This window comes from Haloprofundus halobius (genome assembly GCF_020097835.1).
In the GTDB taxonomy this organism is placed as follows: Archaea; Halobacteriota; Halobacteria; order Halobacteriales; family Haloferacaceae; genus Haloprofundus; species Haloprofundus halobius.
Genome location: NZ_CP083666.1, coordinates 2,781,337 through 2,800,362 on the forward strand (window position 1 = coordinate 2,781,337; position 19,026 = coordinate 2,800,362).

A 19,026-nucleotide genomic window follows, 5' to 3' on the forward strand; every position below is an offset into this window, starting at 1 on the left:
GCTTCCGGCCGCCAACGTCCGAGTGCTCGAACTCGGACCGTCCGACTTTTGCAGTCCGCCCGCCGACTGCCGCGTATGACCGACTTCGACCCCGAGAAGTTCGAGGACAAGTACGTGCACTACTTCCCGCAGCTCCAACGCGCGTACAAGAGCGCGTTCGAGACGATGAACGAGGAGTACGACTCGACGCTCATCCACGGCATCGACCAGGAGATTCTCAACGAGTCCGAGCCGTTTTTCGAGGACGGACGGTTCCGCATCCAGTTGCCGGAGAACCCCCACGACCGGTTGACGAGCGTCGTCGTCGACGATGAGAAACTGAACGCGACGTTGGAGCGGTACGTCGAGGAGTTGGAGGCGGAGCATCACCGGGTGTTCGGCGTCGAACGGCGCTGATTTCACCAGCCGGCGGCCGAATCGAACCAAAGGCATAAGACGCCACACCGCCAAACCGCGGACATGAGCACGGAGCCACAGGACGCCGACGACGACCTCAAAGAGCGCGTTACCAACTTCCTGCGCCGCAACTTCCCGCAGATCCAGATGCACGGCGGCAGCGCCGCCATCCAGCACCTCGACCGCGAGAGCGGCGAGGTGAGCATCGCCCTCGGCGGTGCCTGCTCGGGGTGCGGTATCTCGCCGATGACCATCCAGGCCATCAAGAGCCGGATGGTCAAAGAGATCCCCGAGATCAACAAGGTCAACGCCGACACCGGTATGGGTGGCGACGGGATGGGCGGCGACGGCGGCATGAGCCCGTCGTTCCCCGGCGAGACGACCAGCGACGACGACGGCGGCAGCGACGAAGGCCCGCAGGCCCCCTTCTAACTCCGATTTCGGGTCGCGGTAGCGTCGGCTTAGCGCGCGGAAACATACCCGTGTTTTATTCTCTTCACGGACGGAGAGGGAGGTATGAGCGACGAGTCTCCCGCGAACGTGTTGTTCGTGGTGATGGACACGGTTCGGAAGGACCACCTGACGCCGTATGGCTACGAGCGACCCACGACACCCGGCCTCGAAGCGTTCGCCGAGGAGTCGACGGTGTTCGACCAAGCCGTCGCCCCCGCGCCGTGGACGCTCCCCGTCCACGCGTCGATGTTCACCGGGATGTACCCGAGTCGGCACGGTGCCGATCAGGAGACGCCGTATCTCGACGGCGTGACGACGCTCGCCGAAACGGTGTCCGCAGCGGGCTACGACACGGCCTGCTACTCCTCGAACGCGTGGATCACGCCGTACACCCACCTCACCGATGGATTCGACGACCAGAACAACTTCTTCGAGGTGATGCCCGGTGACCTCCTCTCGGGTCCGCTGGCGAAGGCGTGGAAGACGCTCAACGACAACGAACGGCTCCGTACCGTCGCCGACAAGCTAGTGAGTTTGGGCAACACCGCCCACGAGTATCTCGCCGACGGCGAGGGCGCGGACTCGAAGACGCCCGCCGTCATCGACCAGACGATGGAGTTCATCGAGGAGAGCGACCGATCGTTCGCCTTCATCAACCTGATGGACGCCCACCTGCCGTACCACCCGCCGAAAGAGTACAAAGAGAAGTTCGCCCCCGGCGTCGACTCGACAGAGGTCTGCCAGAACTCCAAGGAGTACAACTCCGGCGCGCGCGACATCACCGACAGCGAGTGGGAGGACATCCGCGGGCTGTACGACGCCGAAATCGCCCACATCGACGACCAACTGACCCGCCTGTTCGACTGGCTGAAGGAGACCGACCGCTGGGACGACACGATGGTCGTCGTCTGCGCGGACCACGGCGAACTCCACGGCGAGCACGACATCTACGGCCACGAGTTCTGCCTCTACGACCCGCTCATCAACGTCCCGCTGATGGTCAAGCATCCGGAACTCGGCACCGGACGCCGCGAGGACCAGGTCGAGTTGGTCGACCTCTACCATACCGTCTTGGACGCGCTCGACGTCGAAGGTGGCACGCCCGCGTCGCCCGGTGAAGACGTGGTCGCCCGCGACCGAACTCGGTCGCTGCTCTCCGCGTCCTACCGCGAGTTCGCGGACGCCGACTCGCCGGACCCCGGACAGAGGGGGTCGCCCGACGGCGAGTACGCGTTCGTCGAGTATTCGAGACCGATCGTCGAACTCAAACAGTTAGAGGAGAAGGCGAAAGCCGCCGGAATCACGCTCCCGGAGGACTCGCGCTTCTACTCACGGATGCGCGCCGCCCGCAGACCGGACGCGAAGTACGTCCGCATCGACCGCATCCCCAACGAGGCGTATCGTCTGGACGAGGACCCCGGGGAGCTGACGAACCTCGCCGGAAAGGGCGACGAGAAGATAGAAGCCACCGAGCAGGCGCTCGCCCGCTTCGAGGAGGCCGCCGGGGGCGCGTGGACCGGCGCTGACGACGTGGCGGTCACCGACGACGCGCTCGACGACATGGACGACACGACCCAAGAACGGCTTCGGGACCTCGGCTACATGGAGTGAAGTCCGGAGATTAGCGCAACCCTCGTCCCGCTTCCCACGCCCGCAACAGCGCCGCGAGCGTCCGGTTCGTCGGCACGTCGAGTCGGTGCCGTTCGGCGCGAGCGACGACTTCTCCCGAGATGGCGTCGACCTCGGTCCGTCGCCCGGCGTCGACGTCCTGGAGCATCGACGACCGGTTCTCTGCCGTCGCGTCGACGACCCGCGAGAGCGCGGTTCGGGCGCGTCGATTCGGGAGCGAGACACCTTCCGCGCGGGCGACGCGGGCCGTCTCGCGTGCTGCGTCGTGCGCCAGCTCCGCGGCATCGCCGTCGACGAGCGCTCCGTTTTCGACCCGTGCGAGCGCCGTCACCGCGTTGATACCGGCGTTGACGGCGAGTTTCGTCCACCGACGCCGCGGCATATCCGTGGCGACGAGCGTATCGAGACTGGCAGCGCGGAACGCTCGTCCGACTCGCTCGGCGACCGGGTCGGGGCCGCCGTCGAGCGAGCCGAGGGTGACCTGTCCGACGCCCGTGCACTCGACATGACCGGGTTCGAGCAGTCGTGCGCCGTACGTGGCGGTGCCCGCCAACACGGACGCGTCAAGTCCGTCGGCGAGTATCTCCTCGGTGAGGCCGTTCTGTAGCGAGAGCACAGCGTGAAAATCACCGGTGGCGAGCGCTCTCGCCGCATCGTCGGTGTCGAACGCCTTCACCGTCACGAGCGCGAGGTCCGCCGAGAGGTTCGTGCCGTCTGTCGTCGCCTCGGGTGTGATGTGGGCCTCGATGGCGCCGGTGATTTGGAGTCCCGACTCGCGAACGCGACTCGCGTGCGGGTCGCGGGCGACGAGTGTCACGTCGTGGACACGGGCGAGCAACCCACCGACGAGACTACCGAGACTCCCCGCGCCGAAGACGACAACGTGCATACCGCCCCTCTCGGAGCGGGCGATAAAAAGGCGTTCAGTCCGCGAGTCGGCCGCGGGTCGACGGCGAACTCAGTCCTCCGTCCAGTAGTAGAGGTCCTCTTTCGGCGACCCGCAGTTCGGACACTGGTCCGGGAGACCGTCGTCGATTGCGCCCATCTCGCCGCACTCGGTGCAGCGCCACATGAGGTAGCCCTCGCCGAACTCCTGGCCGACGCGGGCGTGTTCGACGCTCAACGCCTCCACTCCCTCGCGCATCGTCACGTAGAAGCCGCCCTCGTCGAAGCCGCGAATCGTCCCGAGTTCGTTACCGTCCTCGTCGTAGACGGGTTCGCCCAGGTCGAGTCGTTCGAGGTCCGATTCGGATACGTCGTCGGGGGTCTCGCCACCATCTCCAACCATATTCGAACGTTCGGCGGCGACGGGGATAAAATTCTGTGACGATACCGTGAGGCCCGTTCGCTCCACGGCGCGTCGTCTCGTCCTCACTCCGGCGGCGCGTCCCACTCCTCGCCGTCGTCTCGTGGCTCGTAGCCGACCGTCTCACGGGCGTGGTCCAGGTCGTCGAGCCAGCGTCGGTCATTGCCGCTCACACCGTAGAAGTGGTCCCACTCGACGGTGTCGTCGCGGAGACAGCAGTCGACCAACTGCGCGAGGTCGCGCCGGGACTGCCACAGCCCCTTGAGTCGGGCGACCTGCTCCTCGTAGGCGTCGCTGCCGCGTTCCCACCGGCCGTCGTCGACGCCGCGCTCGGCGTCGCCGTAGGGGTGGTCGTACTCGGGCGCGCGGACGGAGCCGATTCGGAGCGCGTAGAATCGGATGCCGTGAGCCTCTGCGGCGAGGCGACCGAGGTCCTCGCCGTAGCTCTTCGTCAACCCGTAGCGCGAGTCTGGACGGTGTGGTTCGGTGTGGTCGGCTCTCACTCCGCGGTCGTGGTACACCTCGGGTGCGTTCCGCACTTCGACCATGCCGACGGCGTGGTTCGAGGAGGCGAAGACGATGCTGTCGAGGTCGGCGTCGACGGCCGCCCCGTAGACGTTGTGGAGCGCTTCGAGGTTGTCAGCGACCGGATCGGACCAGCCGAGTTCGCGCGAGTCATGTCCGCCCGTCCCCGGAACGAGGGCCAGGTGAACGACGGCGTCCTGTCCCTCGAAGTGCGGACGAATAGCGTCGTAGTCGCGCACGTCGGCGACGACGCTCTCGTGGGGGCCCTCGTCGTCTCCGGCTTCGACGTCGAGCAGCGTGAACTCGTACGATCCGTCGTCGCCGAGGTGGTCGGTGATCGCCGTCCCGACGACGCCGTGGCCGCCGGTGATGAGCACGTCCATACGCTATCAGGGACTCACCACGCCATAGTCTCTCGGGCAGGGCGTCGGGAGGAAAAAGCCGAGCAGGTACAGGATTCAGTCGCCGGTGACGCCGGGTTTGGGACCGAGGCGAGCCATCGACCCGGTATCGAACTCGCCGACCAGGTCGGTGTAGTCGACGTGGTCGGTCCGCGACTGGTACTCCTCGGCGAGCGCCAGGACCACCTGATCGTCGTACGCGCGCCCGACGATCTCGATACTCGTCGGGAGGTTTCGTTCGCCGAACCCGTTCGGGACGGCGACGCCGGGCAGGCCCGCGACGTTCGACGCCGCGCCCATCGAGGTGCTGCTGAACTCCGCGAAGTAATCGACGAACGGCGACCCGAGCGGACTGGCGACCGTCGCCCGCGTCGGGACGACGACGGCGTCGTAGGGTTCGAGCGTCTCGTCCAACTCGCGCTGGGCGATGGTCCGAACGCGGTTCGCAGTGATGTAGTCCTCCGCGAGGACGGCCTGCTGGGCGTAGCCGCCGATTCGGGAGGCTTCGTTCGTGAGTTCGAGCGCGTCGCCGCGGGCGACGAACTCCGCGAACGCCGACGCCGACTCGGCGTCGATGACGGTGCCCGCGACGGATGCGTACGGGATGTCCGGCAGCGAAATCTCCTCGACGTCGGCGAACTCGGCGAACGTCTCGACCGACTGCCGGTAGTTCTCGCGGACGGCTGGCTGTTCGTTCTCGCCCGCGCTCGACAGCACGGCGATTCTGATTTTGCCCCGTAGCCGGGCGGGCGGTTTCGTGGGCGAGCGTTCGGTCGTACTCGGGTCGCGTTCGTCGCACCCGGCGATGGCGCGGTAGACGAGGTCACAGCCCCGTGCGGAGCGACAGAGCGGGCCGAGTTTGTCCATCGTGTACGACAGCGCCATCGCGCCGTATCGACTCACCCGACCGTAGGTCGGACGAAAGCCAGAGATACCGCTGAACGCCGCCGGGGTGGTGATGGAGCCGAACGTCTCGCTGCCGACGGCGAAGCCGACGAGACCGGCTGCAACGGTCGCCCCGGGACCGCTGGAGGAGCCGCCGGCCCACGCGTCGGTGTTCCACGGATTGGCCGTCGGCCCGGTGAAGGAGGCGTCCGCCGAATCGTAGACGAACCCACCGGCGAGTTCGATCATCGCCAGTTTGGCGACGAGAACCGCACCGGCCGTTTCGAGGCGCTCGACGACAGTCGCGTCGTAGTCGAACCGTTGGTCGCGGAGCGGTGCGGCGCCCCACGTTGTCGGATACCCCTCCGCCGCCAGCAGGTCTTTTGCGCCGTACGGAATGCCGAGCAGCGGACGGTCCTCGCCCCCGCCATCGGCCAGTTCCTCGTCGGCTCGGTCGGCCGCTTCGAGCGCGCGCTCCTCGGTGACGGTGACGACGGCGTTCAGGTCGTCGCCGACGGTCCGCAGTCGTTCGATGTACGCCTCTGTCAACTCGCGCGACGTGAACTCGCCGTTTCGGAGTCCCTCGCCGAGTTCCTCGACGGTCGAGAAGAGGACCTCGTCGTCGACCATCAGTCCTCACCCCGGTACGGCTCGAACGTGTACGCCGGGTCGGTGGTGTACGCGAGGTCGAACTCGCCGACGGCCTCGCCGGAGGCGAGAATCCCCGCTATGCGCTCGCGAACGGCGTCGAGTTGGTCGTCGCTCAACTGGTCGCCGTAGTTCGCTTCGATATAGGCGAGGAGGGCGTCGGTTCCGACCGGAACGTCCCCCTCTTGGGCGGCGTTGTCGGCGTCGTCGGCGTCGCAAGCGTCACCGCCATCAGCATCGTCGTCCTTCGCGGCAGCGACTGATTCGGCGGAACCGACGAAACCCGCGGCCGCGAGTGCTCCCAACACGGTTCGCCGCCGCAGTCCAGTGGGTGCTTTTCGGGAGTTCGTCTCTCGGTGCGTGTACGTCGGGTCGTGAAACCGTGTCATGCGTGCAAGTCTCTAGCGCAAGGAGGAGCGTATTAGATTTTCCTGGAACCGAGAAATATAAATTTGAAACGTAGTTTGCTGGATATCTGGTTCGAAACGACTGGGAGAAACCGGCTCGGAGCGGAAAAAGGCGTGACGTCCCGCGTCGTTACATGAAATCCGCGATACCGCTCTGTTTGTTCTTGTCGTTCTCAAACACGCTCTCTAAGCTCTTCTTGAGCACTTCGAGGCGCTGTTTCGTGTAGTCGCGACAGCCGAACTCCTCGGCCACTTCGATGGCGGTGTCCATGTACTTGTTCACGGAGCCCTGGTGGACCGTGAGGTTGACGCGCCCGCCGCACTCGCGACAGTCGCCCGTCAGGGGCATCCGCCGATACTTCTCGCCGCAGTCGAGACAGCGCGTCTTCTGGCGCGAAAAGGCTCGAAGATTCCCGATGAGGTCCGGCAGGAAGTGGTACTCGATGACACGCTCTGCGACGTCAGTCTCGTCGACGGCGCGGAGCTTTCGGGCCAGATGGAGTTGGGCGTCCATCTTCTCTGTCATCGACCCGAGCGTCTTGTAGGCGGAGAGCGCCGGGCCGAGATGGATGTTCGAGGTGTCGTGGGTGTGGTAGAACTCCGAGTACTCGAGGTCGGTCCCGAGGTTGTCCTCGGCGATGGTGATGATGTCTTCGACATCGCCGGGGTCGGCCATCTCGCGGGTCGCCTCGTAGAACTCCCGCGGGTACTGCCGCACGATGTCCATGTTGTGCGCCTCGTCGTCGATCTCGGAGGGGTCGATGCGCGACGACATCACGAGCGGCGCGTCCATCTGCCCACCGCGTTTGTCTGGGAGGAACTCCTTCGAGAAGTTGAGGAGGCCGTCCATGAGCAGCATGACGCAGTCCTCGTCGCCGTCGCAATTTCTCCGTTTAGCTGCATGAAAGTAAGGATGTGCGTAGCCGACAGCAGCGCTAGTGAATCCTACAACCCGCCCGACGACCGCCGCTGACGTGTGCGGGGCCATCCCGAACACGAGTTCGCCGATGAGGTCGTCGCGCTCGTTGACCTCGTAGAACGCCGGGAGTCCGTAGTAGCTCTCCAGTAGGTCGTCGACGAAGTTCGCGGTCTTCAGCATGTGTTCGGCCGCGCCGTCCGAGAGGACGATGTCCTGGACTCTGAGTTCGAGCAGTTGGTCGTCGTGGCGCAGCGGTTCGCCGTCGATGTCGCGGTCGTAGCCGAGTTCGCGGAAGTGCTCGGCCGTCACGTCGAGTTCCTCGGGTCTGACGGCGGTGACGGGCAGGTCGGTCATGTCGTAGCGGACCGTCCCGTCTTTGAACGCGGTGACGCCGTGTTTCGCGCGCAGAACGCCCTTCTCCATGGCTTCGGGCGTCTTGTGCGCCGAGGTGAGTCCTTTGACGCCTTTCAGAATCTTGTACGAGGCCTTGCGCTCGCCGACGGCGTCCAAGGCGTCGGAGAGTTCTCGGCCGATATCGACGTCGTGCCAGTCGGGGCTCTCGACCTCGCGTTCGCAGCGCGGGCACTCGACGCGACCCGCCTCGTCGGGTTCGACCTCGATTTCGCAGTCGGTGCACTCGTAATACGGTTCGGTGTGGCCGCCGCAGGACGGGCAGTCCGGTTTGTACGTGTGCTCGCCGCAGGCGGCGCACTCGCGGCGGCCGACGCGCACGCCGACGACGCCGCGGCGACCGCGGTCGTCCATCTTTCGGGCCGCCTCGCCCACGTCGCGCTGGCTCCCGCCGGCCTCGCCGATTGGGAACAGGGTGTGAACGGCGGGCGAGAGGTCGCGGCTCTCGGACTTCTCGGGCCGACCCATCCGGTTGCCGATTCGGGTCGGCGCACGCTCCTGTATCGCGAAGGGCGCAACCTCGTTGGCGGCTTTCACCGCGTTGTCGCCGCCGTTCCACTCTCCGGCTTCGGCCGAGAGGTCGATTGCGTCCCACGTCTTCCGGAGACCGTCGTCGACGCCGAGCGTCCGCGCGAGCAGTCGCCACTCGGGGATGCGGAGGGCGTCCTCGGTCTGGGAGTGTTCGACGAGCAGGTGTTCGAGCGCTCGCCTCGTGGTCTCGGTGCGCTCGATAGCGAGCACTCCGTCGGTGAGTTCGCCCGCGGAAACGGCGTCGGCGAGGGCTTCGAACTCGTCGACAGAGATGTCGTGCCAGAGGTAGGTGAACTTCGGGTGTAGCGGCGCGTCGTACTCGGTCGCCCACTCCAGCGCCTGCTCGGCGGTCGGCGATTCGAGGTCGACGCGCGGCGAGTCGCGAAGCGCCTGGACGTCAGCGCCGGCGTGGTCGAGATCCTGCACCCACCACTCGGGCGTGTAGGAAGCGGGCGCGAGCGGGTGGTTGTTCTCGACGAACTCGCCGTAGTTGACGAGGTACTCGCCGAGGTCGAGAATCTTCTCGACACCGTTTCTGAGTTCGAGCGCCTCCTCGGGGTCGTCGATGCGCCGAACGTCGCCGTTCGCGAGGCGGACCGTCGGCCCTTCGATGGAGTCGACGGGGACGACGCCGCCGGCTTTGCCGGGACGTTCGGTCTTGATTTGGGTCCCTGTCGCGACGAAGTCGTCGACGATGTGCATCGTCGCCGGGTGGACGCCCGCCGTCGCGAAGCCGTGGTTGCGCGCACGGCCGTATCTGAGCCGGAACCCACCCTCTTCGGACGGGTGGCCGAACACGGGACGGCCCGCAATGAGGTCGCGCAGGAACTTGGTCGCGGGTTCGACGCGCGGCGGGCCGTCGGGGGGGGTAGGATCGACGTCTCCGGTGTCGCTCTCCTCTTCGGCGGCTTCCTCGTCTGCGTCGGCCGCGTCCTCGCGTTCGGCGGCCTCCTCGTTCTCCGTCTTCCCGTCGTCTTTGCCGATGGTGCCGTCGATGAGGTCCTGCAGCCACGGCCAGTCGACTTCGTCGAGTTGGCGGGTGTAGCGCTGAATCTTCGGCGCTTTCAGCGCGATCCCTTCGGCCATGACGAGACACATCCCGCCGCGGGCGGAGTTGGTGTCGACGCGGTCGAGGTCCCGGTAGCCCGACACCTCCTCGTCGCCGGTCGCCTCGCCGTCGAGCATGATGGGCATGTTGCGCGCGATGAAGCGCGTCTCCTTGTCCTTCGGCGAGTACTGCAGTCCCGTCTCCTTGTCGTAGAGGTCGACCTCCTCGACGTAGCGTTCGACCTCGTCGTCGCGGGCTTTGTACTCGTCGAGGCCGATGAGCGTCCGCGTGTAGTCGGCGACGAGCACGGAGAGCGCCTGCGCCGTCCCGCCCGCGGAGCGAATCGGGCCGGCGTAGTAGACGTTGACGAACTCGGTGCCGTCGTCGTTCGAGAGGATTTCGACGCGGTCGATGCCCTCGATCGGGGCGGCGACGACGCCCTCGGTGAGGAGGGCGACGGCGGTCCGGACCGCGCCTTCGACCGTTCCTTCTCGGGTGTCGTAGTCGCCGACGCGGCCCTCCGCGAAGTCCTCCGCGAGCGCGAGGGCGGCTTCCTCGCGGGACATCTGTCCCTCCAGCTCGCGGACGCGCTCGGCGACGCCCTCGATTTCGAGGATGTTCTCGACGCGGTCGGCCATGTCCTTGGCGACCGGAATCTCCACCTCGGTCCCGGGGTCTCTGCCCTGGTCGCGGGCGGCCTCGGCGACCTCGAAAGCCTCGTCGAGTCGGTTCTCGATGCGCGCGAAGTAGCGCTCGTCGTCCGGTCTCACGTTAGAGCCACAGGTCCAGGTCGGTCACGTCGTCGTGGTCGCGTTCGAGCGATTCGTCGAACGCGCGGAGGTACACCTCGCCGGCGAACACCGTCGCGGCGTTGAGGTGGCCCGCCAGCGCCTGTCCGCTGGGTCGCGAGAGGACGGCGTGGGTGTGCGCGAACGGTTCGCCGTCGAGCAGCGCGACGTTGCCGACGCAGGCGGCGACCTCCAGCGGTTCGTCGAACTGGACGGAGCGGTACTCTTTCTCCTCCTGGTCGTAGAACCAGACGTCGGCGTCCTGCACCGCGCCCATCGCGTTGAACCACGCCGAGTCGATTCCCTCGCGCTCGGCGAACTCCTCGATCTCCTCGCGCCAGTCCGCACCGGTTTCGAGTCGCGCCAGAAACTCCCGACTCGCGTTGACCTCCCGGTAGTTCATGGACCACTCGTTGCAGGGGACCATCAAAAAGTTCAGTGTTCACGAGGCGGACGACCCGGGCGAACGAGAACCGACGCGAACGAGAGACGAGAACGGGGAGAGGAAGAGAGCGGACTGCGAGCGACTACCGAATCGAACGGAGCACCCGGGAGAGGGCGCCATATTTACGAGCGGGTAACAGTATGTTTTTTCACCTTCCTTCACAATTTTCCGGCCGTCACATGTCATCAAAACCCCGGTTCGAGCGACGTGCGTTCCTGAAGACGACGGGCGCGCTGCTGGGCGGTACGGCGCTGTCGACGGGCGTCGCCACCGCGGAGACCGAGACGCTGACGATCCTCTCGTACAACGACGTCCAGAACGCGGCCGCCGAGGACACGACGCTGCCGCGACTGGCGACGCTCGTCGAGCAGCGACGCGCGGCGGCCGACGGGCCGGTCGTCGTCCTCGGTGCGGGCGACCAGATCGGTCCGCACGCGCTGACGCCGGTGTCGGAGTGGCGCGCCCCCGTCGAGGTGCTCGCCGTAATCGACCCGGACGCCGACACCGTCGGCAACCACGAGTTCGACTACGGCGTCGACGGGTTCACCGAGGCCGCCGAGGCCTCCTCGTTCCCGTGGGTCGCGACGAATCTCGTCTACGAGGACAGCGAAGAGCCGATAGCGGGCGCTGAGCGATACGTCGTCGTCGAGCGCGGCGGCGTCCGCGTCGGCGTTCTCGGCACCATCTATCAGGGACTCGACGGCTCGGTTAGCGACGACCTCGGTGCGGCGGGACTGACCGTCCTCGATCCGGTCGAGACGGTCGACGAGTACGAGAACCGACTCCGCGAGGAGGAGGACGTCGACGTCGTCGTCGTGCTCGACCACATCGGCGTCAGGGCCGCCGAGGAACTCGCCGAGTCGACCGACGTCGACGTCGTGCTCGCGGGCCACGACGAACAGGCGTACGAACCGAGCGTCGTCTCCGGAACGGTCGTCAGCGAGGCCGAGGCGAACGCGAACTACCTGAGCGAGATTCACCTCACGGTCGAAGACGGCGCGGTCACCGCCGCCGAGGGCGAACTGCTCGAAACCGCGGCGGTCGAGAAGAACGAGCGGGTTTCGGAGATAATCAACGAGTACCGCGCGGAGGTCAACCTCGACGAGGTCATCGCCACCACCGAGACCGAACTCGACGCGAGTGCGAACCTGAACTACCACGAGGAGACGGCGATAGGGAACCTCGTCACCGACGCGATGCGGGAGAAAGCCGGCGCCGACGTCGCCATCACGAACGCCGGGGGCATCCGCTCGGACGCCTCGTACGGGCCGGGCGAACTCACCGGCGGCGACGTGTTCAACGTGCTCCCGTTCGACAACACGCTCACGACGCTCGAACTCACGGGCGAGGACCTCGTCGAGACGCTCGCCAGCCAAGTCGTGACGCTGGAGAGCGAGACGGGTCAGCAGTACGGCGCGGAGGTCAGCCAGCAGGTCAGCGGCGTCCGCTTCGAGTGGGTCGGTCACGAGGGGAGCGAGCTCGTCCGCGACGTCTACGTCGGCGGCGAACCCGTCGACGCCGACGAGACGTACGCCGTCGCGGTCAACTCCTACATGGCGGGCGGCGGCAGCGGCTTCCCGCTTTCGGACAAGCCGGTGCTCGACGACACGGGCGAACTGCTCGCCACGACGACCATCGAGTATCTGGAGGAGCGCGGCACCGTCGCACCGACCGTCGAGGGACGGATGCAGCGCGTCGACTCGACGTTCGGAAACGAACCCGAGATTCGGGTCGACGGTCGCGGCCGAACCGTCGTTCGCCTCGACAAACCCGACGACTTCGACGAGGTCGGCGACAGCGCCGACCTGTGGACGAAGACGGGCGAGGCGGTCGAACCCGAAACCGTCGTCGACGCCGGCGAGAGACTGGTCGTCCGCTTCGACGACGCGGCCGTCGCGGAGGCGGTCGACGACGATGGAGCGGTAGCTCTCGACCTCTACGTCGACTACGACTCCGACGAGTACGAGCGCGTCTACTTCGACTCCTCGCGGGCGAACGCCGACGTCACCGCGTCGGTGACCGAGCGCGGTCGCAGCAGCGAACGCGGCCGGAGCCAGCGACGGCTGACGCCGGCGCGATAAGCACTCGGCGAGGCGTCGGGGCATCGTTCCGCGAGGGGAGGAGAGACGGCCGCCGAGCTAGCGACGTGAGCGCACTCGAAAAGAAGCGGCGAGGCAGGAGGTGACGGTCAGCACCACTCGGCGAGTACCGGCGCCTCCGCCGTCCGCATCGAAAGCCACGCGTCGTCTCGCGTGATATCCGCGATGATGAGCTCCGAGCTGCGGGGGGAGGAAGAATCCACCGAGGCCATGACCTCGGCGTCCGGGGCATCGACGGCTGCCGTCGTTTCCGGCGTCATGTATGGGATGTCATCGCATGGGGTATTAAACACACCGAAACGACAGGCCAGTTGTCCCGTTCCACGGGGGGAGTGTTTCCGGCGTCGGATGGCGCCGAGAGCCGCCCGAGACACCGATTTGCCGGGATTGGTCGGTCTCGCCTAGAATAGAAAACGAGTTTACAGGAAGCGAAACGGTATTATTGGAGAACCGACCGGCCGGGAGCGAACGACCACCACACCTTCGCAGAGTACAAGAGGTGCGAGAGAGTACGCGAGGCTATGCAAGTCGCCGACGCCATGACGCCCCGCGAGGAGGTCGTGACGGTCGAACTCCCAGGTACGCGGGACGACGTACTCGAATATCTCCAGGAGCGCGGTTTCTCCTCCGTTCCGGTCGTCAAACAGGCCGACGACGGCGAGGAGTATCGCGGTCTCGTCTCCCGTGACGACCTCATCGAACAGCCCGACGAGGACCAGCTCGCCATCCTAATGCGTGAGGTTCCCACGACGACGCCCGACGCCGACCTGACCGACGTCGCGCGACTGATGCTCCGCGAGGGTGCACGCCGCGTGCCCGTCGTCGAAGAGGGCGGCGCGACGACGCTCGTCGGCATCGTCACCGTCACCGACGTAGTCCACGCGATCGCCCGCGGCGACGCCGACGGCGAGACCGAAGTCGGCGACCTCGCGGCGACCGACATCAACACGACGTACGTGCAGACGCCGCTGACCGTCGCCGAACGAGAGATCTACTACGCGAACGTCCCGTACGCGGTGACGCTCGACGAGGAGGGCAGCATGGCGGGGATCCTCACCGAAGTCGACATCATCGAGGAGGCCCGCGTCGTCGAGGGCGAGGACGACACCGGCGACTCGATGGCCAACCAGGACGACGAGTGGATGTGGGAAGGCATCAAAGCCATCGGCAAGCGCTACATCCCGACGCGCAACGTCGAGATCCCGGCCGAACCCACCGCCGAGTTCATGACCGAGGACCTGATCACGCTCTCGCGCCGCCGGACGGCCAAGGAGGCGGCCCAACAGATGATCACGAACGACATCGAGCAGATTCCGCTGGTCAGCGGCGACGAACTCGTCGGCATCGTCCGCGACGTCAACCTCCTGGAGGCGCTCTGAGATGATCGACGCCGAAGCCATCACCGAACTGGCGAAGCGCCGTGGCTTCTTCTTTCTCTCCAGCGAGGCGTACGGCGGCGTCGCCGGCTTCTACACCTTCGGCCCGCAGGGTGCGGCGCTGAAGGCGAACGTCGAGTCCGCGTGGCGCGACCGCTTCACCGTCAAGGAGGGCAACCGCGAGATCGAAGCGCCGACCATCATGCCCGAACCGGTCTTCGAGGCGTCGGGCCACCTCGACGGCTTCAACGACATGCTCGTCGAGTGCGCCGCCTGCGGCGAGAGCCACCGCGCCGACCACCTCGTCGAGGACGTCACCGACATCGAGGACGCCGAGGCGCTGCCCAACTCTGAGGTCGCAGACCTCATCGCCGATCACGACATCCACTGTCCGAACTGCGGCGAACCGCTTTCGGGCCAACCCGTCGAGAACTTCAACCTCATGTTCAGCACCGACATCGGCCCCGGCGGCGACCAACCCGGCTACCTCCGCCCGGAGACGGCGCAGGGCATCTTCGTCGAGTTCCCGCGGCTGAAGGAGTACGCGCGCAACCAACTGCCGTTCGGCGTCACGCAGATCGGCCGCGCCTACCGCAACGAGATCAGCCCCCGAAAGGGCCTCGTCCGCGTTCGCGAGTTCACGCAAGCGGAGTTGGAGCAGTTCATCGACCCCGAGGAGGACGAACCGGACCTCGACGCCGTCGCCGACGTGGAGGTCCGCCTCTACCCGGCGACCGAACAGCAGAAGGACGACGGCGGCTATCTGGAGACGACCATCGGCGAGGCCGTCGACGCGGGCGTCATCGCGAGCGACTGGGTCGCCTACTACCTCGGCATCTCCCAGGAGTGGTACGACCGCGTCGGCGTCGACATGGACCGATTCCGCTTCCGCCAGCACCTCTCCGGCGAGCGCGCCCACTACGCCAGCGACTGCTGGGACGCCGAGGCCGAGTTAGGAGGCGACTGGGTCGAGATTGCGGGCTTCGCCTACCGCGGCGACTACGACCTCTCGAAGCACGGCGAGTACGGCGACGACGACTTCACCGTCTTCAAACAGTACGACGAACCGAAGACGGTCGAGCGTGCCGTCGTCGACCCCGACATGAGCACGCTCGGGCCGGAGTTCGGCGGTGCGGCCGCCGACATCGCCGACGCGCTCCGCGACCTCGGCGCGCGTAATCCCGACGCGTTCGGCGCCGACGAGGTGACCGTCGAGGCCGACGGCGAGGAGTACACCGTCTCGACCGACGTGGCGAACTTCCGCGTCGAGGAACAGACCGAATCCGGCGAGCACATCACCCCGCACGTCGTCGAACCGTCGTTCGGCGTCGGTCGCACGGTGTACACCGTGCTCGAACACGCCTACCGCGAGGACGAGGTGGCGGGCGAGGAGCGCACCTACCTCGCGCTCGAACCCGAAGTCGCGCCGACGTACGTCGGCGTCTTCCCGCTCGTCGGCAACGACGAGCGACTGACCCAGTTGGCTCGGGAACTCGTCCGCGACGTGCGCGAGGCGGGCCTCTCGGCCGAGTACGACGACTCCGGGAACATTGGCCGCCGCTACCGCCGCAAGGACGAGATCGGCACGCCGTTCTGCGTCACCGTCGACCGCGACGGCGTCGAGAGCGAGGGAGAGACGACCGTGACAGTGCGCGAGCGCGACACGACCGCCCAGATTCGCCTGCCGGTCGGCGCGCTCGTCGACGAACTGACCGCGATGCGCGAGGGCCGCAAGACGTTCGACGACCTACTCGACGCGTACGAGCGCGTCGACGCCGGCGCTGCGGAGGCGTGAGCGAACTCACGCGCCGCGGTGTCCACGCGAGCGGCACCGCCATCCCCGCGCTCTACCTCCTCGACGTCGTCACGTGGCAGCAGTTGGGGTACGTGCTGCTCGGCCTCTCGGCGCTGGTCTCGGTGCTCGAACTCGTCCGATTAGTCGCCGGCCTCGACTGGTGGGTGTACCGCAATCTGACCCGCGAGTACGAGCAGGAGAACGTCGCGGGCTACGCGCTGTACATGTACAGCATGACCGCCGTCGCGTGGCTATTCCCGTGGTTCGTCGCGGTGCCGGGGATGTTGATGCTCACCGTCGGTGATCCGATTAGTGGGATTTTGGGCAGCAACGAGGCCGGGCGCGCGAAGGAACTCGGCGTGCTCGGCGTCATGTTCCTCGTCTGCTTCGCGCTGGCGGTGCCCTTTACCACCGGGGCGGCCGAGACCACCCGAGCCGTCGGCCTCGGTGCGGCCGCGGCGGGCGCGGCGGGTGCGACGTTCGCCGACGGCGTCAAGCCGGTCGTCGCGGGCTACGTCATCGACGACAACCTCTCGATTCCGCCGACGGCGTGCGTCGGTATCGCGGCGGTGCTGTGGCTCGTGGCGTAGCCGGCGGCGGGCGCGCCCGCTCCGACGACTGCCTGGTTCGAGCTCCCGCGGCGCGGTTACGAGGTCGGCTCCGGGTTCGGCGAGCGGAACACCGCGACGAGCGCCCACATGAGACCGGCGAGCGCGGACCCCAGCGCCGAGAAACCCACTCCCGTACTGAAGAACGTCCCGCCGTAGACGAGTCCGATCAGCGCCGAGGGGACGCTCGTCCCGTACGGAACCTGTGCCATCCGGTCGCCGAGCAGCGGCGCGAGGACGACGAGCGAGAAGACGCTTTCGGTGACGAAGACGAACTCTTGCCACGGCATCATCCGACCACCTCCGAGCGTCGCATCCGGAAATACTGTGGCATGGTCCGAAGTAGTCGCGTCGAGCCAATAAGTTTGGTCCTGAAATTTCTAGAGTGAATAAATGTGGGTTGGGCGTCCCGAACTGGACCCGGTTCGCCGGTCGCGTGCGTCGGCGTCGACGGGCATCGCCGTTGGAACCGGCGGCACAACACGGTCGCGTCGAACCGCCGCGGCGGGCGTTCGGAATCCGACCCGCGGGAGGCGGTGCGGGACGGTACTGACTTAGTGCCCGCGTTCAATTCTTCATGGTATGACCGTCTACGAGAGCGACCTTCCGGGCGTCGGCAAGAAGTTCGAGGTGGAGTTGAACGACGGAAGTCAACTCGTCATCGTCATTCACAACACCGGGAAACGAGAGCTATTCCTCCGCGAATCGTCGGACGCAGACTCAGAGAAACTGTTCGAGCTCTCGGACCGCCTCGCCCGACAGGTCGGCACCATCATGGAGGGTGCGTACTTCCAGCCGATCCGGACCGAGACCATCGACACGGTGCTGTCGGACGAGACGCTCATCGAGTGGGTGAAGCTCACCGCCGCCTCGCCGCTGGTCGGCAAGACGCTCGCGGAGTCCGAGGTCCGACAGCGAATCGGCGTCTCCGTCGTCGCCGTCCAGCGCGGTGACCAGACCATCTCGAACCCCGGCGCGGAGTTCACGGTTGAGGAGGGCGACACCCTCGTCGTCATCGGCGGGCAGGACGCGTGTCGGGAGTTCCAGGAGTACGCGACTGCCGGGTCGAGCGCCGACGAATGAACGACGATGCGTACGTCGCCGAGAGACCGCAAGCGGCGGCTCTCGGCGGAGGTGGCGGCTAGATGGCGGCGATGGAGCTGTGGCAGGTCGGCGTGCTGTTCGTCGGCATCGCAGTAGCGGGCGCAGTCGCGACGCGCGTCGGCCTCTCGGTGATTCCGCTGTACGTCGTCGTCGGGATGCTCGTCGGCCCGAACGTGCTCGGACGGTACGCTTCCGAGTTCGCGGTTCCCGCTGGCGACATCGTCACGATACTCGCCGAAATCGGTATCGTCCTCTTGCTCTTCTTTCTCGGGCTGGAGTTCAGCCTCGACCGACTGCTGGAGGCCAAGCGGCGTATCACCGTGGCGGGCCTGCTCGATCTCGGCGTCAACTTCCCCGTCGGTGTCGGCCTCGGCCTCCTGTTCGGGTGGAGCCTACTCGAATCCGTGCTGTTGGGCGGCATCGTCTACATCTCCTCCAGCGCCGTCATCACGAAGTCGCTCATCGACCTCGGCTGGATCGCCAACAGCGAGAGCGAACCGATGCTGGGGACGCTCGTGTTCGAGGACCTGTTCATCGCCGTCTACCTCGCCGTCGTCGCCGCGCTGGTCGGCGGCAGCGGCGGACTGGAGACGGCGGCCGTCGACGTGGGCGTCGCCGTCGCGTTTCTGGGCGTCCTCCTCGCGGGCGTCTGGTTCGGCGGGCCGCTGTTCGAGCGCGTCTTCGACGCGGATTCGAGCGAACTGTTCGTGCTCCGCGTGCTGGCGGTGGCGGTGTTCGTCGCCGGCGTCGCGCTCGCCATCGGCGTGAGCGAGGCCGTCGCGGCGTTCTTCGTCGGCATGGGCTTCTCCAGCACCGACCACGTCGAGCGCATCGAGCGCCTGCTGACGCCCGTCCGCGACATCTTCGCGGCCGTCTTCTTCTTCTACATCGGCCTCGGCACCGACCCGCTGCTCGTGGCGACGACGGTCGGGATTCTGGCCGTCGCCGTCGTAGCGACGACGCCGACGAAGCTCCTCTCGGGGTTTTACAGCGGTCGCATCTACGGTCTCGACGACCGGCGGTCGCTCCGCGTCGGTCTCGGGATGGTGACGCGCGGGGAGTTCTCGCTCATCATCGCCACCGTCGCCGCGACCGGAAACGGTCCGGTGATGACGCAGGTGATTCCGGCGTTCGCCGTCGGTTACGTGCTCGTGATGAGCATCCTCGGGACGGTTCTGATGCAGTACTCGGAGGTGCTCGAGGGGGTTCTGGCGCGTCGCCGGTCGGAGGCGGCGGGATGAAAAGCGAAACG

At 66.7% G+C, this 19,026-nt stretch carries 18 protein-coding genes; 9 read left to right on the forward strand and 9 right to left on the reverse strand.

Annotation, left to right across the window (positions count from 1 at the left end; all coding sequences use genetic code 11):
- Positions 1–75 precede the first annotated feature (75 nt).
- The 3 genes from LAQ74_RS14785 to LAQ74_RS14795 all read left to right on the forward strand — a co-directional run bounded on the left by LAQ74_RS14785 (position 76) and on the right by LAQ74_RS14795 (position 2,460).
- The gene (locus tag LAQ74_RS14785; RefSeq protein WP_224333291.1) at positions 76–396 is read left to right on the forward strand and encodes a DUF5783 family protein; all 321 of its coding nucleotides are present in this window, start codon (positions 76–78) and stop codon (positions 394–396) included.
- Positions 397–459: 63 nt separating this feature from the next.
- Positions 460–828, forward strand: a complete 369-nt coding sequence (locus LAQ74_RS14790; protein WP_224333292.1) for a NifU family protein — start codon at positions 460–462, stop codon at positions 826–828.
- Between the two features lie 84 nt (positions 829–912).
- Complete coding sequence (locus tag LAQ74_RS14795; protein ID WP_224333293.1) at positions 913–2,460, forward strand: sulfatase; 1,548 nt, start codon at positions 913–915, stop codon at positions 2,458–2,460.
- A gap of 10 nt (positions 2,461–2,470) precedes the next feature.
- On the opposite strand, the gene LAQ74_RS14800 is transcribed toward LAQ74_RS14795, so the two are convergent.
- From LAQ74_RS14800 to LAQ74_RS14830, 7 genes are all read right to left on the reverse strand, one after another.
- The gene (locus tag LAQ74_RS14800; protein WP_224333294.1) at positions 2,471–3,367 is read right to left on the reverse strand and encodes a ketopantoate reductase family protein; all 897 of its coding nucleotides are present in this window, start codon (positions 3,365–3,367) and stop codon (positions 2,471–2,473) included.
- A 69-nt stretch (positions 3,368–3,436) separates the two neighbouring features.
- On the reverse strand, positions 3,437–3,766 hold the full coding sequence (locus tag LAQ74_RS14805; protein WP_224333295.1) for a DUF7130 family rubredoxin-like protein: 330 nt from the start codon (positions 3,764–3,766) through the stop codon (positions 3,437–3,439).
- A gap of 83 nt (positions 3,767–3,849) precedes the next feature.
- Positions 3,850–4,692, reverse strand: a complete 843-nt coding sequence (locus LAQ74_RS14810; protein ID WP_224333296.1) for an NAD-dependent epimerase/dehydratase family protein — start codon at positions 4,690–4,692, stop codon at positions 3,850–3,852.
- Between the two features lie 75 nt (positions 4,693–4,767).
- A complete protein-coding gene (locus LAQ74_RS14815; RefSeq protein WP_224333297.1) occupies positions 4,768–6,225 on the reverse strand; it encodes an amidase in 1,458 nt (485 codons plus the stop codon).
- Positions 6,225–6,632 (reverse strand): hypothetical protein, encoded by a 408-nt coding sequence (locus LAQ74_RS14820; protein ID WP_224333298.1) that lies wholly within the window; start codon positions 6,630–6,632, stop codon positions 6,225–6,227. Before LAQ74_RS14820 ends, LAQ74_RS14815 begins: the two co-directional genes overlap by 1 nt.
- 148 nt (positions 6,633–6,780) lie before the next feature.
- The gene (locus LAQ74_RS14825; RefSeq protein ID WP_224333299.1) at positions 6,781–10,329 is read right to left on the reverse strand and encodes a DNA polymerase II large subunit; all 3,549 of its coding nucleotides are present in this window, start codon (positions 10,327–10,329) and stop codon (positions 6,781–6,783) included.
- A 1-nt stretch (position 10,330) separates the two neighbouring features.
- Complete coding sequence (locus LAQ74_RS14830) at positions 10,331–10,750, reverse strand: PPC domain-containing DNA-binding protein (protein WP_224333300.1); 420 nt, start codon at positions 10,748–10,750, stop codon at positions 10,331–10,333.
- 221 nt (positions 10,751–10,971) lie between these two features.
- On the opposite strand from LAQ74_RS14830, the gene LAQ74_RS14835 reads away from it, so the two are divergent.
- Positions 10,972–12,873, forward strand: coding sequence for a bifunctional metallophosphatase/5'-nucleotidase (locus LAQ74_RS14835; protein ID WP_224333301.1), 1,902 nt, complete (start codon positions 10,972–10,974; stop codon positions 12,871–12,873).
- 107 nt (positions 12,874–12,980) lie between these two features.
- Here the strand turns inward: LAQ74_RS14835 and LAQ74_RS14840 are convergent, their stop codons facing one another.
- Entirely contained in the window at positions 12,981–13,151 is a 171-nt protein-coding gene (locus LAQ74_RS14840) for a DUF7556 family protein (protein WP_224333302.1), read from the reverse strand.
- Between the two features lie 261 nt (positions 13,152–13,412).
- Between LAQ74_RS14840 and LAQ74_RS14845 the strand changes: the two genes are divergently transcribed.
- Genes LAQ74_RS14845 through LAQ74_RS14855 form a run of 3 tightly spaced genes read left to right on the forward strand, consistent with a single transcriptional unit; the run spans position 13,413 to position 16,652 of the window.
- Positions 13,413–14,270, forward strand: a complete 858-nt coding sequence (locus LAQ74_RS14845) for a CBS domain-containing protein (protein WP_224333303.1) — start codon at positions 13,413–13,415, stop codon at positions 14,268–14,270.
- A gap of 1 nt (position 14,271) precedes the next feature.
- Positions 14,272–16,062, forward strand: coding sequence for a glycine--tRNA ligase (glyS, locus tag LAQ74_RS14850; RefSeq protein WP_425498494.1), 1,791 nt, complete (start codon positions 14,272–14,274; stop codon positions 16,060–16,062).
- Complete coding sequence (locus tag LAQ74_RS14855) at positions 16,059–16,652, forward strand: dolichol kinase (protein WP_224333304.1); 594 nt, start codon at positions 16,059–16,061, stop codon at positions 16,650–16,652. Before glyS ends, LAQ74_RS14855 begins: the two co-directional genes overlap by 4 nt.
- Before the next feature lie 56 nt (positions 16,653–16,708).
- Here the strand turns inward: LAQ74_RS14855 and LAQ74_RS14860 are convergent, their stop codons facing one another.
- Complete coding sequence (locus tag LAQ74_RS14860) at positions 16,709–16,963, reverse strand: hypothetical protein (RefSeq protein WP_224333305.1); 255 nt, start codon at positions 16,961–16,963, stop codon at positions 16,709–16,711.
- 289 nt (positions 16,964–17,252) lie between these two features.
- Between LAQ74_RS14860 and LAQ74_RS14865 the strand changes: the two genes are divergently transcribed.
- Positions 17,253–17,753, forward strand: a complete 501-nt coding sequence (locus LAQ74_RS14865) for a cation:proton antiporter regulatory subunit (protein ID WP_224333306.1) — start codon at positions 17,253–17,255, stop codon at positions 17,751–17,753.
- 62 nt (positions 17,754–17,815) lie between these two features.
- A complete protein-coding gene (locus LAQ74_RS14870; protein WP_224333307.1) occupies positions 17,816–19,015 on the forward strand; it encodes a cation:proton antiporter in 1,200 nt (399 codons plus the stop codon).
- The last annotated feature ends 11 nt before the right edge of the window (positions 19,016–19,026 follow it).

What these genes read in the sequence shown, in the direction of transcription:
- LAQ74_RS14785 (WP_224333291.1), top strand. Translation starts at nt 76, where the DNA reads ATGACCGACTTCGACCCCGAGAAGTTCGAGGACAAGTACGTGCACTAC.
- LAQ74_RS14790 (WP_224333292.1), top strand. Translation starts at nt 460, where the DNA reads ATGAGCACGGAGCCACAGGACGCCGACGACGACCTCAAAGAGCGCGTT.
- LAQ74_RS14795 (WP_224333293.1), top strand. Translation starts at nt 913, where the DNA reads ATGAGCGACGAGTCTCCCGCGAACGTGTTGTTCGTGGTGATGGACACG.
- LAQ74_RS14800 (WP_224333294.1), bottom strand. Translation starts at nt 3,367, where the DNA reads ATGCACGTTGTCGTCTTCGGCGCGGGGAGTCTCGGTAGTCTCGTCGGT.
- LAQ74_RS14805 (WP_224333295.1), bottom strand. Translation starts at nt 3,766, where the DNA reads ATGGTTGGAGATGGTGGCGAGACCCCCGACGACGTATCCGAATCGGAC.
- LAQ74_RS14810 (WP_224333296.1), bottom strand. Translation starts at nt 4,692, where the DNA reads ATGGACGTGCTCATCACCGGCGGCCACGGCGTCGTCGGGACGGCGATC.
- LAQ74_RS14815 (WP_224333297.1), bottom strand. Translation starts at nt 6,225, where the DNA reads ATGGTCGACGACGAGGTCCTCTTCTCGACCGTCGAGGAACTCGGCGAG.
- LAQ74_RS14820 (WP_224333298.1), bottom strand. Translation starts at nt 6,632, where the DNA reads ATGACACGGTTTCACGACCCGACGTACACGCACCGAGAGACGAACTCC.
- LAQ74_RS14830 (WP_224333300.1), bottom strand. Translation starts at nt 10,750, where the DNA reads ATGAACTACCGGGAGGTCAACGCGAGTCGGGAGTTTCTGGCGCGACTC.
- LAQ74_RS14835 (WP_224333301.1), top strand. Translation starts at nt 10,972, where the DNA reads ATGTCATCAAAACCCCGGTTCGAGCGACGTGCGTTCCTGAAGACGACG.
- LAQ74_RS14840 (WP_224333302.1), bottom strand. Translation starts at nt 13,151, where the DNA reads ATGACGCCGGAAACGACGGCAGCCGTCGATGCCCCGGACGCCGAGGTC.
- LAQ74_RS14845 (WP_224333303.1), top strand. Translation starts at nt 13,413, where the DNA reads ATGCAAGTCGCCGACGCCATGACGCCCCGCGAGGAGGTCGTGACGGTC.
- glyS (WP_425498494.1), top strand. Translation starts at nt 14,272, where the DNA reads ATGATCGACGCCGAAGCCATCACCGAACTGGCGAAGCGCCGTGGCTTC.
- LAQ74_RS14860 (WP_224333305.1), bottom strand. Translation starts at nt 16,963, where the DNA reads ATGATGCCGTGGCAAGAGTTCGTCTTCGTCACCGAAAGCGTCTTCTCG.
- LAQ74_RS14865 (WP_224333306.1), top strand. Translation starts at nt 17,253, where the DNA reads ATGACCGTCTACGAGAGCGACCTTCCGGGCGTCGGCAAGAAGTTCGAG.
- LAQ74_RS14870 (WP_224333307.1), top strand. Translation starts at nt 17,816, where the DNA reads ATGGCGGCGATGGAGCTGTGGCAGGTCGGCGTGCTGTTCGTCGGCATC.